Raw genomic sequence first — 15,140 nt, 5'->3', positions numbered from 1 at the left:
CGGGTTTGATCCCGGGCGCAACTCATGCAGACTTTTCTCATTGCCGTGTCCACAAAAGCGTCCAGAGAGTACATTTTCAGCCAGCACTCTACACGATACGCTCGAACCCTGCTGCTAAATCGGCAATCAGATCGTCAACATTTTCTAAACCGATATGCAGTCGTATCAGGGTACCGCTGAAGTCTACTTCACCCCCGGGGCGAAGGGCCGCGATCTGTTCCGGCTGGTTAGCCAGGATCAGGGATTCAAAACCGCCCCAGGAGTAGGCCATGCTGAAAAGGGTAAAATTATCCAGATAGCTCGCCAGCTCGTCGTTATTCAGCCGCTTTTTCAGTACGAATGAGAACAACCCGCTGCTGCCCGTAAAGTCACGTTGCCAGAACTCATGGCCTTTACTACCCGGTAATGCGGGATGATTCACGCGCTCAACCAGCGTATGCTGCGCCAGCCATTCGGCGACCTTCAGGCTGCTTTCATGGTGCTGACGCAGACGAACGCCCAGCGTGCGGATACCGCGGCTGGTCATGTAGGCCGTGTCGGCATCCACCATCTGGCCCATCAGGTAGGCATTTTCACGCAGCTGATCCCAGCAGCGCGCGTTGGAGACCGCAGTACCAATCATACCGTCAGAGTGGCCTATCAGGTATTTCGTTGCCGCCTGAATCGAAATATCAATGTCGAATTCCAGCGCTTTGAACAGCACGCCTGCCGCCCAGGTGTTGTCGATCATAACGATCGCCTCTGGCGCTTTGTTGCGTACGGCCTTCACGATAGCCGGCACGTCGTGAACTTCCATGGTGAGCGACCCCGGAGATTCCAGGAACACAATGCGCGTGTTTGGCTGAATAAGTTCGGCAATGCCTTCACCAATCAGCGGGTCGAACCAGCCGGTCGTTACCCCGAGCTTGCTGAGGATTTTGGTGCAGAAGTCCTGGCTGGGTTCATAGGCGGTGTTGGTCATCAGGATATGGTCGCCCTGTTCCACAAACGCCAGAATGGTGTTGGCGACCGCCGCCGCCCCGCACGGGAAGAGCGCACAGCCCGCGCCGCCTTCCAGCTCGCACATCGCTTCCTGCAGAGAAAAATGGGTTAGCGTGCCGCGACGGCCATAAAACAGCCCGCCTTTCGCGCGGTTACGCGTGGCGTTTTTTTTCTCCTCAACGGTGTCAAACACCAGCGAGGAGGCTCGTTGAATCACGCTGTTGACCGATCCCTGAGTATATTTTTTGCTGCGTCCTGCCTGTACCAGCGTGGTATCAAGATGCTTCTTTGTCATGTTCGCTAACCCTGTTTTTATACGTCTGGACGTCCAGACTACCACGATTGGAAAAAACTGCACCCCGAGGCTTATCGAATAAGCAGAAAATATTAGCAAAAAACCGCATAAGAAATTTTTACTGCGTAAGCGCAAGGAAAGTGAGCGAAAATTACGGCACCATGCAAATACTAATGAGAACTACTATCAATTCGACGACGTTTTGATATTATTACGCTCAGATTTTGTGATTTGCGTCCTGGAGATACAGAGTGGGTAATAATTTGATGCAGACGGATCTCTCCGTTTGGGGCATGTATCAGCATGCTGACATCGTGGTTAAGATTGTGATGATCGGCCTGATTCTGGCGTCCGTTGTCACCTGGGCTATCTTCTTCAGCAAAAGTGCCGAGTTGCTTTCGCAGAAGCGTCGCCTGAAGCGGGAACAGCAGCAGCTGGCTGAAGCCCGCTCTCTGGATCAGGCTTCAGATATGACATCATCTTTCCACGCGAAAAGCCTGACCACCCTGCTCGTGAATGAAGCGCAGAACGAGCTGGAACTCTCCGCTGGCAGTGAAGATAACGAAGGTATCAAAGAGCGTACCGGTTTCCGCCTGGAGCGTCGCGTTGCGGCCGTTGGCCGACACATGGGGCGCGGCAATGGTTATCTGGCTACCATCGGCGCGATCTCACCGTTCATCGGTCTTTTCGGCACGGTCTGGGGCATCATGAACAGCTTTATCGGTATCGCGCAGACCCAAACTACCAACCTGGCGGTCGTGGCGCCGGGTATCGCAGAAGCGCTGCTGGCGACTGCAATCGGTCTGGTTGCCGCTATCCCGGCGGTGGTCATCTACAATATCTTCGCGCGTATGATTGGCAGCTATAAAGCGACTCTCGGAGACGTTGCCGCGCAGGTTCTGCTGCTGCAAAGTCGCGATCTCGATCTGAATGCCAGCTCGGTTAAGCCGGTGCATGCGGCGTCTAAACTGCGCGCAGGTTAATAGTATGGCGATGCGTCTAAACGAAAATCTGGACGATAACGGCGAAATGCATGAAATCAACGTGACGCCGTTTATCGACGTCATGCTGGTTCTGCTGATTATCTTCATGGTAGCTGCACCGCTGGCGACGGTGGATGTGAAGGTGAATCTGCCGGCATCTTCCAGCCAGCCCCAGCCGCGCCCGGAGAAGCCTATTTACCTGTCGGTGAAAGCGGATAAATCCATGTTCCTCGGGAACGACCCGGTGACGGCCGACTCAGTCATCCCGGCGCTGGAGCAGCTTACGGGCGGAAAGAAAGACACTACGGTCTTCTTCCGTGCGGATAAAACCGTGGATTATGAAACCATGATGAAGGTAATGGACACGCTGCATCAGGCGGGTTACCTGAAGATTGGACTGGTCGGCGAAGAAAAGGCGGCCTCGAAGTGATAAAGAAGCTGGCGAAAGCCGGCTTTTTTTATGCCTGTCGGTTATGCGCTTTTGTTATTCGTTGGTGCGGCAGAAGGATTTGCCAGCGCGTCCTCATCAAGCGCAACGCAGGTGACGTTTGAGGTACGGTACTCACCGTCTGACAGCTTGCGCGTCAGACGCAGGGTGGCGATTTCTCTGGCGAGCAGATACTGATAATTGGCCTCGAGGCGCCCCAGAAGCTTCTCTTTCAGCTCTGGCCGCTGTTCAATGATGGCATTCATCACGGCACCGTAAATTTCTTCTTTGACCTGCAGCGGATAAATTTCACGGCGATTCTGCCATTTAAGCCGCACCAGCGTCGCCGGGATCGATACCAGGTCTTGTGTAATGCGCGTCATCTCGTCATTTTTTGTGTTTCGTAGTGCGTCGAGATTTTGCTTTAAGATAAATTCATCACTTTTTTTATCATCTAAAGTCAAATAAACGTCGTTATTTTTAACTTCTTTCACGTTAATCTTCCCCCAGGCTATAAAAAATTGGGTTGTTTTTTTCGCGCGTAATTAAATTAAGCCAAATTTCATTGCCCGCTTCATTAATTTCTTCGGTTTTCTCGGCTATTATTTGACTTAGTTTCTGGGCATCTATTTCTCCCTCGGCCTGCAGGTCATTCAGCAGGTGGACAAAGGCTTCAATTTTTATAGCGCGAAATAAGCGGTCTTTTATATGACGATCGTGCTCTTCCAGCAACATATTTCGCGATTTGCCAGTTCGGGAAACACCAATTAATATATCGGGCTCGAAATCAGAGAGCTTTCTTTTCCCCTGAGTGAAACTGGCCTCTTTTTCTGCTTCCGTCGGTTGCTGTTCCACAGGCGTAATGTGGTACTTAGCCGGGACGAGATAGTCGGGCAGCATTTTTAATTTCCTTTAATTTCAACAGGGTGGGGTTGGTAAAGGCGTGAGATTCGTTGACAATATCATGAGGCAAATTTAAAATCAAAAAAAATGGAGCCTACCCATGAACAGCATCTTTTTTACGGTCATCACATTACTATTATTGACCGCTGGTGTGCTTTTATTGATGCAAGAGTTCAATAAAACGAAAGTGTCGAAAGACGCCAGTGAGCCCCCACAACCTGAACTGATGACAAAAGAGGAAGGTGAAGACCATTTCTCTGTATTGATGAACTCCGTTACGCCTGTCTGGTACTGGCGGGTGAACCACGAATATATCGACTTTTTACATGCGACAATTAAGCGCATGAAAATGTCGGAAATTAATGACACGCCCGGACTGTTTGAGGCGCAGCGTCGCTGTAGCGATCTGAATTCAGCAGTCTATAAATATTATGACAATATCAAAAAGCGCTGTCTTAACGGAGAAAAGGTATCTTATTCCGATCTGGACGTATTGAATTTGCGGCAGTGTTTTCGCGAGTTCAGTCTGGAAGCCTATCCTGAACTGGTGGCGCTTGTCTGGCCGGAGTACGCACGTCCGGAAGTTAATCCAGACAACGTCTGAGTGACGTACCGTTGAGTTATTGCAAACAGTCAGCGCCGTTGAGATATACTGGGCGCTGGTTTCTTTTGCAAACAGGACTCTATGGAACGCTTTTTTGAAAATGCCATGTACGCCTCTCGCTGGATACTGGCCCCCGTCTATTTTGGCCTTTCGCTGGCGCTTATCGCGCTGACGATTAAGTTCTTTCAGGAAATCCTGCACGTTCTGCCGAATATCTTTTCCATTGCCGAAGCGGATTTGATTCTGGTTCTGCTCTCGCTGGTGGATATGACCCTGGTGGGTGGGCTGCTGGTGATGGTGATGTTCTCCGGCTACGAGAATTTCGTCTCCCAGCTTGATATCGACGAGCGTAAAGAGAAGCTCAGCTGGCTGGGCAAAATGGATGCCTCGTCGCTGAAGAATAAAGTGGCCGCGTCGATTGTGGCGATCTCTTCTATCCACCTGCTACGCGTATTTATGGACGCGAAGAACGTGCCGGATAACAAACTGATGTGGTACGTCATTATCCATCTGACGTTTGTGCTGTCTGCGTTTGTGATGGGGTATCTGGATAAGATCAGTAAGAAGTAAAGTACGCCTTACCCCTCACCCTAACCCTCTCCCCAAAGGGGAGAGGGGACTGCTCGGTGCGGCATTATTTATCAGACGACGCCTGCCACAGATTCAACTCCCCATCCGCAACATGCTGGTCAATCCGCTTGAGTTCGTCCTCCGTAAAGCGCAGGTTTTCCAGCGCCTGTACATTCTCTTCCAGCTGTTCCGGGCGGCTTGCGCCAATCAGCACGGACGTCACGCGCGCATCTTTCAGCAGCCAGCTCAACGCCATCTGCGCCATGGTTTGTCCGCGCGCCTGCGCCATCTCATTCAGCAGGCGAAGGCTGCTCAGGTTGGCGTCGGTGAGCATCTTTTGCGTCAGGCCGCGCACTTTATTCCCTTCGCGCTGCATGCGTGATCCTTCAGGGATACCGTTCAGGTATTTCCCGGTCAGCAGCCCCTGCGCCAGCGGGGTGAAGGCAATACAGCCCGTACCGTTTGCTTCCAGCGCATCCAGCAAGCCGGTCTTATCGACCCAGCGGTTAAGCAGGTTATAGGACGGCTGATGGATCAGCAGGGGGATCTTCCACTCGCGCAGCAGCTCGGCCATTTTTTGTGTGCGATCTGTCGAGTAGGAGGAAATCCCCACATACAGCGCTTTTCCGCTCTGCACGGCATGGGCCAGCGCGGATGCCGTCTCTTCCATCGGGGTGTTTTCATCCACGCGGTGGGAGTAGAAAATATCGACGTACTCGACGCCCAGACGCTTCAGGCTCTGGTCGAGGCTGGCGAGCAGATATTTGCGTGAACCGCCGGAACCGTAAGGCCCAGGCCACATGTCATAACCCGCCTTGGTGGAGATAATCAGTTCGTCGCGGTATGCGGCAAAATCTTCCTGCAGCAGGCGGCCGAAATTTTCTTCCGCGCTACCCGGCGGTGGTCCGTAGTTATTGGCAAGATCGAAATGAGTGATGCCGAGGTCGAAGGCTTTTCGCAGCAGCGCGCGTTGGGCATCAAGAGGCTGGACGTGGCCGAAGCTATGCCACAGTCCCAGCGACAGCGCGGGCAGGCGCAGGCCACTTTTGCCGCAATAACGGTATTGCATATTCTCATAGCGGCCGGGGTAAGGGTGCCAGGACATGATGTCTCCTTTCTTATTGATGAAATTTTCGAAACAACGTTTTCATCCTGAACTTATCACATCACAAATTACATCACTAAGCTCGAGCCTGATGGTTAACAACTGCTGTGTGACCAGTGAAGCCATGCTAATTAAAAATGATCACAAAACGTTATAATTTCCCTCTTTCCTGCCGATAACGAGAGTAGTACTCGCCTCTGGGCGAACTCACCCTCACGGCAAGGAAGACTTATGAATATGCTCCGTAATTTCACGATCCGCTTCGTCATGCTGACGATTCTCGGGATCTTTTGTTTAATGTGGGCGGGTGTTGGCTTGTACAGCACCTGGTCCCTTTCTCGCGTTTCAGATGGCAACGAAGTCGATCGCCAGCTGGTTAAACAGATGACGGTACTCAGCCAGGGTAACGATCAATATTTTCGCTTTGTGACCCGTCTGAGCCGCGCAATGGAAGTCAAAGCCGCAGGCGGCACGCCGGATCTGTCCTCTGCCCAACAGGCGCTGGATAACATGGGCAAGAAACTGGCCGAGATGAAGGCGATCTCCCCAGGCCCGATGGATGAGCAGATCTCTTCCAGGGTGATTGGCACCTGGCAGGCGCTGCTTGAACAGGGCGTAACGCCGCAAATGCAGCAGGCGAAGCAGGGGGCTCTGGAGGGGTATCGCCAGCAGGCCAACAACGTCACGCCGCCGCTGAGCCGCGCGTTTGGTGCGGCCGCTGAGGAGTTCAACAATGCCGCCGCGAAGTCGCTCGACAGCACCCGCGTGGTGGTGGACGGCCTGACAAGCATGACCCGCACGGTGATTATCGTTGCCACGATTATCGGCCTGCTGATCCTGCTCTTCACCGACCGTTACCTGGTGGCGATGCTGGTCAAACCGCTGGATCGAATTCGCCAGCAGTTCCGCCAGATTGCCCAGGGCGATCTCAGCCAGCCCATTGAGCCGTTCGGCCGCAACTGCGTGGGCCAGCTGGTGCCGCTGCTGAGCGCCATGCAGGACAGCCTGCGCGAAGCGGTCAGCACGATCCGCTCCGGCAGTGAAAATATCTGGCGCGGCGCGACGGAAATCTCCAGCGGTAACAACGATCTCTCTTCCCGTACCGAAGAGCAGGCGGCTGCGCTGGAAGAGACGGCAGCCAGCATGGAACAGCTGACCGCCACGGTGAAACTAAATGCGGAAAGCGCGCGTCAGGCCAGCCAGCTGGCCGATGTGGCCTCAACTACCGCCAGCCGCGGCGGTTCGCTGGTGGAAGAGGTGGTGACCACCATGAGCGGTATTTCGGAAAGCTCGAAGAAAATCGCTGAAATCACTAACGTTATCAACAGCATTGCCTTCCAGACCAATATTCTGGCGCTCAATGCGGCGGTTGAAGCAGCGCGCGCGGGCGAACAGGGGCGTGGTTTCGCGGTAGTGGCAGGAGAAGTTCGCAATCTGGCAAGCCGCAGCGCCAACGCGGCAAAAGAGATTGAAGGGCTGATTACCGACTCCGTTTCCCGCGTAGAGCAGGGGGCGCAGCTGGTGAGCGACACCGGCACCACCATGGATGCGATTTTGCGGGACGTAACGGAAGTGACGACCATTATGAAGCAAATTGCCTCGGCCTCAGAGGAGCAGAGTAAGGGCATTTCGCAGGTCGGAATTGCCATTACCCAGATGGACGGCGTTACCCAGCAAAACGCCTCGCTGGTTGAAGAAGTTTCCGCGGCGGCGGCGGCGCTGGAGCGTCAGACCGAAGAGCTTCAGCGCTCGGTGCAAAAGTTCCGCCTGACGGCATAACGCAACGTTTCAAGGCCGCCGGATGCGGCCTTGTATTATTAACGCCTTCCCCATTCAGCTCGCGTTGAAACTGCTATTCTTTTGCTAACCCCCCTGACGTTCTGGGCTCTCTTCTGTGAGGTGTTGCTATGAACAGATCGTTATCTGTCATTCCTGTCCTTTCTTTCATTCTTCTGATGCTGTTCTCGGTTTCTGCCAGTGCGACCCAGCAGGCGCAGGAGCGGCGCGTGGCGCGTGATGTCAGGCAGGAAACCCGCGACGCGTCACGGCAGGTGAAGCAGACCTGCGTGGCGAACAATAACCAGAGTAATCACGACTGCCGCCAGGATAAACGTCAGATGAAACAGGCCGGACGGCAAAAAGCGCGGGATATTAAGTATTAATGTGGTAATGAAAAATATTAGGAATGAGACACGGACAATAAGCGGAAAGCGTCATCGGGGATGTGATTAATACCGGGCAAACGCAGCGCTGCCCGGCTGTATGTATCAGTGCGTCGCCTCACCAATCAGCGCACCCGTGCCCGCACCAACGGCTGCACCTTTCAGCACGCTCTTGCCGGTCACCGCCGCGGCACCTGCGCCCACGGCAGCACCTACCGCACCGCCTTTACGCGCGGCTTTACCTTTGCCGCCGTTTTTGAACATAGCACCCGTGCCTGCGCCAACAACGGCGCCGCCAACGGTTGATTTCAGATCTTTGCCAGTCGCTGCGCCAATCGCCGCGCCTGCTACCGCGCCAGCTGCAGTTTTGTCGATGGCCATTCCCGAGGCGGAGAAAATGAGGGCGCTGATAACCAGCGTTGTTTTAATAAGTTTCATAACAGATCCTTTGTGACTGCTGTCGGTTGATACGTCATTTCTCACTCTCTGACGCGAGAAAAACGTCCAGATAGTGCCAGCAATACCGGTTCAACCTTTAAGCTAATCATGCCCTGGTCAAGGATCTCAGCTGCCGGGCGGGGATCCGCCCGGCAGAACATTACGCCTGACGCTTATCTTCCGTATTGGTCTCGAAGTCGCTTGCCGCATGGCGCTCGTGGAGCTGCTCGTTCAGCTCGCCGCTGGTGCGGTTAACGATACGTCCGCGCTTAACGGCATGGCGATTCGCCACGTCTTTCGCCCAGCGCTGGACGTTGGTGTACTTCTCTGCATCCAGGAACTCGGCGGCGTTGTACACGCTGCCCAGCGCCACGCAGCCGAACCACGGCCAGATTGCCATATCCGCGATGGTGTACTCCTCACCCGCCACGTAGCGACCGCGCGCCAGCTGTTTATCCAGCACGTCGAACAGGCGTTTGGCTTCCATGGTAAAGCGGTCAATTGCGTACTCAATTTTTACCGGCGCGTAGTTGTAGAAGTGGCCAAAACCGCCGCCGAGGAACGGCGCCGCGCCCTGCAGCCAGAACAGCCAGTTCAGCGTCTCGGTGCGCCCCGCCGGATCTTTCGGCAGGAAGTGGCCGAATTTCTCTGCGAGATAGAGCAGGATATTGCCGGATTCAAATACGCGGGTTGGCGGGTTCGTAGAGTGATCACGCAGCGCCGGTATTTTCGAGTTCGGGTTCACCTCAACGAAGCCGCTGGAGAACTGATCTCCCTCGCCGATGCGGATCAACCACGCGTCGTACTCCGCGCCCGTCACGCCCAGCGCCAGCAGCTCTTCGAGCATGATCGTCACTTTCTGGCCGTTCGGTGTCCCGAGAGAGTAAAGCTGCAGCGGGTGGGAGCCCACGGGCAGATCTTTCTCATGCGTTGCGCCGGAAATCGGACGGTTAATGTTGGCGAACGCGCCGCCGTTGTTCTTTTTCCATTCCCACACTTTGGGTGGCTGATACGTGTTGTCTGACATGTTGGCCTGCCTTTTGAGTGATGTGTTGAGGCAGTGTAGCAGGAGATTTGTGAACCGTTTAACGTTGCGAGCGCAATCAATTAACCGCTATTCCTTCCGGCGCTTATATATAACAAATCCGGCATAAGCTTAATCGAAAATCGCATTTTCATAATTAATGCGTAAAACGATAAAGCTGAATATGATGCTTCAACATAAATAAAAGATGCAGTCATAAACACTTTATTAGGCAAGGAGTTAGTGAGATGCGCAAGCTTCTGTTATCGGCAGTGGTCGTTTCGCTCGCGTTAGGCCTGGCGGGCTGTGATGATGCGAAAAATAAAGAGACAAATACGGCCGCGGCGTCAAAAAGCGACGCGCCAAAAGAGGGCGGTTCGCTGATTATCGGTATTACCTCCGGCGACCCGTTAGCCGTTAATCCACTCTATGCCAGCGACCGCACAACGTTAACCATCATGCAGGCGTTGTATGCCCCGCTGTACAGCTTTAATAACGGCAAGATCGAGTGGGGCCTGGCGGAAAGCCTCACGCCCTCCGCCGACAACCTGAGCTACACCCTGACGTTAAAACCGAACCTGAAATGGCAGGACGGTCAGCCGCTGACGGCGGACGACGTGGTCTTTACGTTCAACAAGCTGCTCGATGCCAAACAGCACAGCTTCTTCCGCAGCATGTTTACCTGGGGCGATAAGCCGGTACAGGTAAGCAAGGTTGACGACCGCACCGTTAAGTTCACCTTACCGCAGGTTAGCGCGGCCTTTACCGGCACCCTGGTACAGATCTACCCGATCCCGCAGCACGTGTTCGCCGGCGAAGGCGACCTGGAAAAGAGCAGCAAAAACGATGCGCCGGTCGGCTCCGGGCCGTTCAAATTTAAAGAGTACCGCGCCGGACAATATTACGCCCTGACCCGTTTTGACGATTACTGGAACGGCAAAGCGAAGCTTGATTCAGTCACCTACCGTTTCGCCAAAGACAGTAACGCCGCCAACCTGGCGCTGCAAAACGGTGAAATCAACCTCAAGATGGTTGACCCGCAGGACGTAAACCGCCTGAAAAATACCGGTAAGTTTGACTTCGTGGTCTATCCGGAAGGCCGTCTGGCCTATATGACGTTCAACCAGAACGTGCCGGTAATGAAGAGCAAAGAATTGCGTCAGGCCATTGCTTACGCCATCAACAAAGACGAGCTGACCCAGACCGCCTTTACCTCGCTGGACTACGCCAAACCGGCGACGTCCTTCCTGACGCCCGATACGCTTTACAAGACGGATGACGTCGAGCAGTACAAATTCGACGTGCAAAAAGCCAAAGAGCTGCTTAAAGCGTCCGGCGCGCCGGACAACCTCAAGCTGCGCCTGGCGTATGTGAATACCAACAAAACCCAGGAGAGCATGGCGCTCTACATTCAGCAGGCGCTGAAGGGCATTGGGGTGAACGTGGAGCTGATGCCGCTGGACTCCAACGCCATGTCCCAGCGCAGCCTCGATATGAACAACACCGCGTGGGAGCTGAACCTGGGCGGCTACATCATGGGCTCAGAGCCGGACGGCTACAAATCGCTGTTCATGAGCAACGAAGCCTATAACTACGCGCACTACAAAAATCCGCAGTTTGATGCCCTGTGGGATAAAGGCGCTGTGGAAACCGACGCCGCAAAACGTGCTGATATCTACAAGCAAATTCAGCAGACCGTGGCGAACGACATGACGTACTACCCAATCGCCTATACCAATGCGACCGTCGCGGTAGACAAGCGTTTCGGCGGTACCCAGGAAGCGGAGCCGAAACCGGTCTATCTGTTCCAGGATCTGTCAAAAATCTATCAGAAATAAGTAATTGCCCCGGCCGTCGGGTCGGGGCCTTGGTAAGGGCACGTCGTGAACACACTTCTCACGCGTCGGCTGCTGCAGCTGCTGCCGATGCTGTTCTTTATTTCGCTGGTGGCGTTTTTGCTGGTCAAACTGGCGCCCGGCGATCCGGTGGCGGCGTACATTACGCCGCGTATGGCTCCGGAAGATATCGAACGTATCCGCCAGAGCCTGGGGCTGGATAAGCCGCTGGTCACGCAGTACGTCCTGTGGCTGAAAAATGTCCTGCAGGGCGATCTCGGCTATTCGCTGATTTACCACCGCCCGGTGCTGGAGATGATCGGCGAACGCATTCCGGCCACGCTGGGGCTGATGGGCGCGTCGCTGCTGCTGGCGATCGTGCTGGCGATCCCGCTGGGCCTGCTGGCGGGGGCATTCAAGCATCGCTGGTTGGATCACCTGCTTAACCTGTTCGCCTATATCGGCATCTCGGTGCCGATTTTCTGGTTCGGCATCTTGCTCATTACGGTCTTTGCCGTGCAGCTTAGCTGGTTCCCCAGCATGGGGATGCGCACCATCGGCATGCAAGATAACGCGCTGGACGTGCTGCGTCACGGCGTACTGCCGTGTATTGCCCTCACGTTCTACAACCTCTCCAGCTATGTGCGCTACATCCGCTCCAACACCATCTCGCAGCTCTCGGCCGACTACGTGCAAACCCAGCTTGCCTACGGCGCCACGCGTTCCAGCATTCTGTTTAGGCACGTGCTGAAAAACGTGCTGCTGCCGGTGATCACCCTGTTTGGGCTGTCGTTCGGTGAGCTGATTGTGGGGGCCTACGTGACGGAAAGCGTCTTCTCCTGGCCGGGGATGGGGCTGCTCGGGATCCAGTCGATCGCCTCGCTGGACTACCCGCTGATCATGGCGATCGTCATGCTCTCGTCGATGATGCTGATCGTCGGTAACCTGATCGCCGATCTGCTTTATCGCTTCGCCGATCCACGCATTCGTACGCTGAGGTAACCCGGATGAGCAGACGCTGGCAGCAGGTTCGTCACCAGCTGCGCCGCAACCGTCCGGCGCAGTTCTCCCTGTTTGTGCTTTTTATTTTCATTGTCGCCGCGCTCTGTGCGGGGTTAAGTCCGTACGATCCGGATCGGATGGCGCTCGGCGCACGCACGTTACCGCCGGATGCCGCACACTGGTTCGGCACCGACGAGTACGGACGCGACTACTTCACCCGCGCGCTTTATGGCGGCCAGATCTCCCTGATGGTCGGTTTTCTCGCCATGCTCTTTTCCACGCTTATCGGCACGGTGGTGGGCACGGTGAGCGGCTATTTTGGCGGCTGGCTGGATAACCTGATGATGCGCGCCGTGGATATCCTGATGGCCATTCCGGCCTTCTTCCTGCTGCTGGTGGTGAATGCTTACCTCAAGCCGGGCGTGGATAACATCATTCTGATCATCAGCCTGCTGACGTGGATGAACATGTCGCGGCTGGTGCGCGCAGAAACCCTGTCGGTGAAAGAGCGCGAGTACGTGCTTTATGCCCGCGCATCGGGGGAAAACCCGCTGCGTATTATCGTGCGCCACATTATTCCCGGCGTGCTGCCGACCATTATCGTGGCCGCCACGCTCAATATCGCCTCGGCCATTCTGATGGAGTCGACGCTCAGCTTCTTAGGGCTGGGTGTGCAGGCGCCGGCGGCGTCGTGGGGAAGCATGCTCAACAACGCCCAGTCTTATATTGGCGAAGCGTCGTGGCTGGCGATGTTCCCCGGCATCCTGATCCTGCTGACGGTGTTCAGCTTTAACGTGCTCGGCGATGTCTTCCGTACCTCCTTTGAGCCGGGAGCGAATCGCGATGAGTAGCTTATTAGCGCTTGATAACCTGCAAACTACTTTCCGCACCCGCGAGGGTGAAGTTCACGCGGTGCGCGGCGTAAGCTTTCAGGTGCAGCCGGGAGAACTTGTCGGCATTGTTGGCGAGTCGGGCTGCGGAAAAAGCGTCACCTGTAAGTCGATTATCCAGCTTCTGGGGAGCAACGGACGGATCACCGGCGGCAGCATTCGCTTCCAGAATGACGATCTGGCGCAGAAAACCCCTGCGCAGATGCGCGCTATTCGCGGCAACGAGATCGCGATGATTTTTCAGGATCCGATGACCGCCCTGAACCCGGTGCTCACTATCGGCAAGCAGATGTCTGAGATCCTGGTGCGAAATAAAAAGCTGTCGAAAAAAGCGGCCAAAGCGGTGGCGATCGCCATGCTGGAACAGGTGGGGATTGCCGAGGCGGAACGGCGATACGACCAGTATCCTCACGAGTTCAGCGGTGGGATGCGCCAGCGGGTGATGATCGCCATTGCGCTCTCCTGCAACCCGAAGCTGCTTATTGCCGATGAGCCGACCACCGCGCTGGACGTCACCATTCAGGCGCAGATCCTGCGTTTGCTGAAAAGCCTGCAGCAGCAGACCCAAACCGCGATTCTGCTGATCACCCACGATCTCGGCGTGGTGGCGCAGGTCTGCAGCCGCGTAGTGGTGATGTACGGCGGGCTGGTGATGGAGGAGGGCAGCGTAGAGGACATCTTTTATCGCCCCGCGCATCCTTACACCCAGGGGCTGCTGGCCTCGCTGCCGCGCCCGGATGAGGTCAATCAGCGTCTATCGCCGATCGAAGGTTCGCCGCCCGGCCTGCTTAACCCGCCGCCGGGCTGCCCGTTCGCCGAACGCTGCCCAAAACGCATGCCCCAGTGTGAACGGCAACCCGCATTTTACACCGCCGGAGAGGGCCATCGCACCGCCTGCTGGCTATGGGCCGATAAGGAGACTCATGCATGAGTGAACAACAGGCACCATTAGTGAGCGTCCGCGATCTGCGCAAGCACTATCAGCTTAACGGCGGTCTGCTGCGTAAAGGCGCGGCCGTGAAGGCGGTTGATGGCGTGAGCTTTGATATCCAGCCCGGCGAGACGTTTGGCCTGGTGGGGGAGTCCGGCTGCGGGAAATCGACGCTCGGACGCGCCATTCTGCGCCTTTTCGATATTACCGCGGGCGAGATCCACTTCGCCGGGCAGGCGATTGCCCACGCCCGCGAAAAAGAACTCAAGCCGCTGCGCAAGCGGATGCAGGCGATTTTTCAGGATCCTTACTCCTCGCTTAACCCAGGCATGACGGTGCGACAGCTGGTGGCCGAGCCGATGCAGATCCACGGCTACAGCCGTGAAGAACAGCGGGAACGGACGGAAACGCTGCTCTACAAAGTGGGGCTGAAGCAGGAACACCTTGATCGGTTCCCGCATGAGTTTAGCGGCGGGCAGCGTCAGCGCATCAGTATTGCCCGCGCGTTGTCCGTGCGTCCCGAATTTGTGCTGTGCGATGAGCCGCTCTCGGCGCTGGACGTTTCGGTGCAGGCGCAGGTGGTGAATATTCTGCAGGATCTACAGCAGGAGCTGGGGCTAACCTATCTGTTTATCGCCCACGATCTCTCCATGGTGCGCCATATCTCCAGCCGCATTGGGGTGATGTATCTCGGTAAGCTGGTGGAGGTGGCCCCGGCGAATGAGCTGTATCAGCGTCCGGCGCACCCTTATACCCGCGCGCTGCTGGCGGCGGTTCCCCAGCCCGACCCGCGGATTCGCAACCTTGAAGACGCTACCCTGCGCGGTGAAATGCCCGGCCCTACGTCCGCGCTGCCGGGCTGTAAGTTTTGCAGCCGATGCCCGCACGCCATGCCGGTTTGCCAGACGCAGGAGCCTGCGATGCAGGAGATCGCGCCAGGGCATTTCGCGGCGTGCTGGCTGTTTAACATGTAGTTAATGCGCCGCGCAG

At 55.7% G+C, this 15,140-nt stretch carries 17 protein-coding genes; 11 read left to right on the top strand and 6 right to left on the bottom strand.

Translation table 11 applies throughout. The features are described from left to right. Window positions 1–88 precede the first annotated feature (88 nt). Complete coding sequence (gene metC, locus AB3N39_RS17610; protein WP_143345548.1) at window positions 89–1,276, bottom strand: cystathionine beta-lyase; 1,188 nt, start codon at window positions 1,274–1,276, stop codon at window positions 89–91. A 251-nt stretch (window positions 1,277–1,527) separates the two neighbouring features. Here metC and exbB point away from each other — a divergent pair, with 251 nt between their 5' ends. Next, entirely contained in the window at window positions 1,528–2,259 is a 732-nt protein-coding gene (gene exbB, locus AB3N39_RS17605) for a tol-pal system-associated acyl-CoA thioesterase (RefSeq protein ID WP_023333405.1), read from the top strand. Between the two features lie 4 nt (window positions 2,260–2,263). After that, window positions 2,264–2,689 carry a TonB system transport protein ExbD gene (exbD, locus tag AB3N39_RS17600; protein WP_023309173.1) on the top strand — a complete coding sequence of 142 codons (426 nt, stop codon included), beginning with the start codon at window positions 2,264–2,266 and terminating at the stop codon, window positions 2,687–2,689. Between the two features lie 41 nt (window positions 2,690–2,730). Here the strand turns inward: exbD and AB3N39_RS17595 are convergent, their stop codons facing one another. Together AB3N39_RS17595 and AB3N39_RS17590 are read right to left on the bottom strand one after the other, a co-directional pair. Next, window positions 2,731–3,180: a cytoplasmic protein gene (locus AB3N39_RS17595; protein WP_143345546.1), complete on the bottom strand. Its 450-nt coding sequence runs from the start codon at window positions 3,178–3,180 to the stop codon at window positions 2,731–2,733. 1 nt (window position 3,181) lies between these two features. Next, complete coding sequence (locus tag AB3N39_RS17590) at window positions 3,182–3,586, bottom strand: hypothetical protein (RefSeq protein ID WP_032659974.1); 405 nt, start codon at window positions 3,584–3,586, stop codon at window positions 3,182–3,184. A 103-nt stretch (window positions 3,587–3,689) separates the two neighbouring features. Here AB3N39_RS17590 and AB3N39_RS17585 point away from each other — a divergent pair, with 103 nt between their 5' ends. Both AB3N39_RS17585 and AB3N39_RS17580 read left to right on the top strand, forming a co-directional pair. Further along, window positions 3,690–4,193, top strand: a complete 504-nt coding sequence (locus tag AB3N39_RS17585) for an ESA_00282 family adhesion-associated protein (RefSeq protein WP_111963268.1) — start codon at window positions 3,690–3,692, stop codon at window positions 4,191–4,193. Window positions 4,194–4,274: 81 nt separating this feature from the next. After that, window positions 4,275–4,763 (top strand): TIGR00645 family protein, encoded by a 489-nt coding sequence (locus tag AB3N39_RS17580; protein ID WP_008499805.1) that lies wholly within the window; start codon window positions 4,275–4,277, stop codon window positions 4,761–4,763. 64 nt (window positions 4,764–4,827) lie between these two features. Here the strand turns inward: AB3N39_RS17580 and AB3N39_RS17575 are convergent, their stop codons facing one another. Further along, window positions 4,828–5,868 carry an aldo/keto reductase gene (locus AB3N39_RS17575; RefSeq protein WP_133295141.1) on the bottom strand — a complete coding sequence of 347 codons (1,041 nt, stop codon included), beginning with the start codon at window positions 5,866–5,868 and terminating at the stop codon, window positions 4,828–4,830. Between the two features lie 231 nt (window positions 5,869–6,099). On the opposite strand from AB3N39_RS17575, the gene AB3N39_RS17570 reads away from it, so the two are divergent. Both AB3N39_RS17570 and AB3N39_RS17565 read left to right on the top strand, forming a co-directional pair. Continuing rightward, on the top strand, window positions 6,100–7,647 hold the full coding sequence (locus tag AB3N39_RS17570) for a methyl-accepting chemotaxis protein (protein WP_045403971.1): 1,548 nt from the start codon (window positions 6,100–6,102) through the stop codon (window positions 7,645–7,647). A gap of 128 nt (window positions 7,648–7,775) precedes the next feature. Then, entirely contained in the window at window positions 7,776–8,030 is a 255-nt protein-coding gene (locus AB3N39_RS17565; protein WP_133295140.1) for a hypothetical protein, read from the top strand. Window positions 8,031–8,135: 105 nt separating this feature from the next. Here AB3N39_RS17565 and AB3N39_RS17560 read toward each other — a convergent pair whose 3' ends face one another. Both AB3N39_RS17560 and yghU read right to left on the bottom strand, forming a co-directional pair. Then, entirely contained in the window at window positions 8,136–8,468 is a 333-nt protein-coding gene (locus AB3N39_RS17560; RefSeq protein ID WP_133295139.1) for a glycine zipper family protein, read from the bottom strand. Between the two features lie 160 nt (window positions 8,469–8,628). Beyond that, window positions 8,629–9,495 carry a glutathione-dependent disulfide-bond oxidoreductase gene (yghU, locus tag AB3N39_RS17555; protein ID WP_115876270.1) on the bottom strand — a complete coding sequence of 289 codons (867 nt, stop codon included), beginning with the start codon at window positions 9,493–9,495 and terminating at the stop codon, window positions 8,629–8,631. A gap of 245 nt (window positions 9,496–9,740) precedes the next feature. Between yghU and AB3N39_RS17550 the strand changes: the two genes are divergently transcribed. Genes AB3N39_RS17550 through AB3N39_RS17530 form a run of 5 tightly spaced genes read left to right on the top strand, consistent with a single transcriptional unit; the run spans window position 9,741 to window position 15,124 of the window. Continuing rightward, window positions 9,741–11,330: an ABC transporter substrate-binding protein gene (locus tag AB3N39_RS17550; RefSeq protein WP_133295137.1), complete on the top strand. Its 1,590-nt coding sequence runs from the start codon at window positions 9,741–9,743 to the stop codon at window positions 11,328–11,330. A gap of 45 nt (window positions 11,331–11,375) precedes the next feature. Then, window positions 11,376–12,329: an ABC transporter permease gene (locus AB3N39_RS17545; RefSeq protein WP_133295136.1), complete on the top strand. Its 954-nt coding sequence runs from the start codon at window positions 11,376–11,378 to the stop codon at window positions 12,327–12,329. 5 nt (window positions 12,330–12,334) lie between these two features. Further along, a complete protein-coding gene (locus tag AB3N39_RS17540) occupies window positions 12,335–13,180 on the top strand; it encodes an ABC transporter permease (protein WP_367896922.1) in 846 nt (281 codons plus the stop codon). Further along, complete coding sequence (locus tag AB3N39_RS17535; RefSeq protein ID WP_115876266.1) at window positions 13,173–14,150, top strand: ABC transporter ATP-binding protein; 978 nt, start codon at window positions 13,173–13,175, stop codon at window positions 14,148–14,150. Before AB3N39_RS17540 ends, AB3N39_RS17535 begins: the two co-directional genes overlap by 8 nt. Continuing rightward, on the top strand, window positions 14,147–15,124 hold the full coding sequence (locus AB3N39_RS17530) for an ABC transporter ATP-binding protein (RefSeq protein WP_115876265.1): 978 nt from the start codon (window positions 14,147–14,149) through the stop codon (window positions 15,122–15,124). Before AB3N39_RS17535 ends, AB3N39_RS17530 begins: the two co-directional genes overlap by 4 nt. The last annotated feature ends 16 nt before the right edge of the window (window positions 15,125–15,140 follow it).

This window comes from Enterobacter vonholyi (assembly GCF_040834095.1).
GTDB lineage: Bacteria > Pseudomonadota > Gammaproteobacteria > Enterobacterales > Enterobacteriaceae > Enterobacter > Enterobacter vonholyi.
The sequence above is the reverse complement of the archived record's forward strand: the minus strand, read 5'-3'. Positions and strand labels throughout refer to the sequence as shown.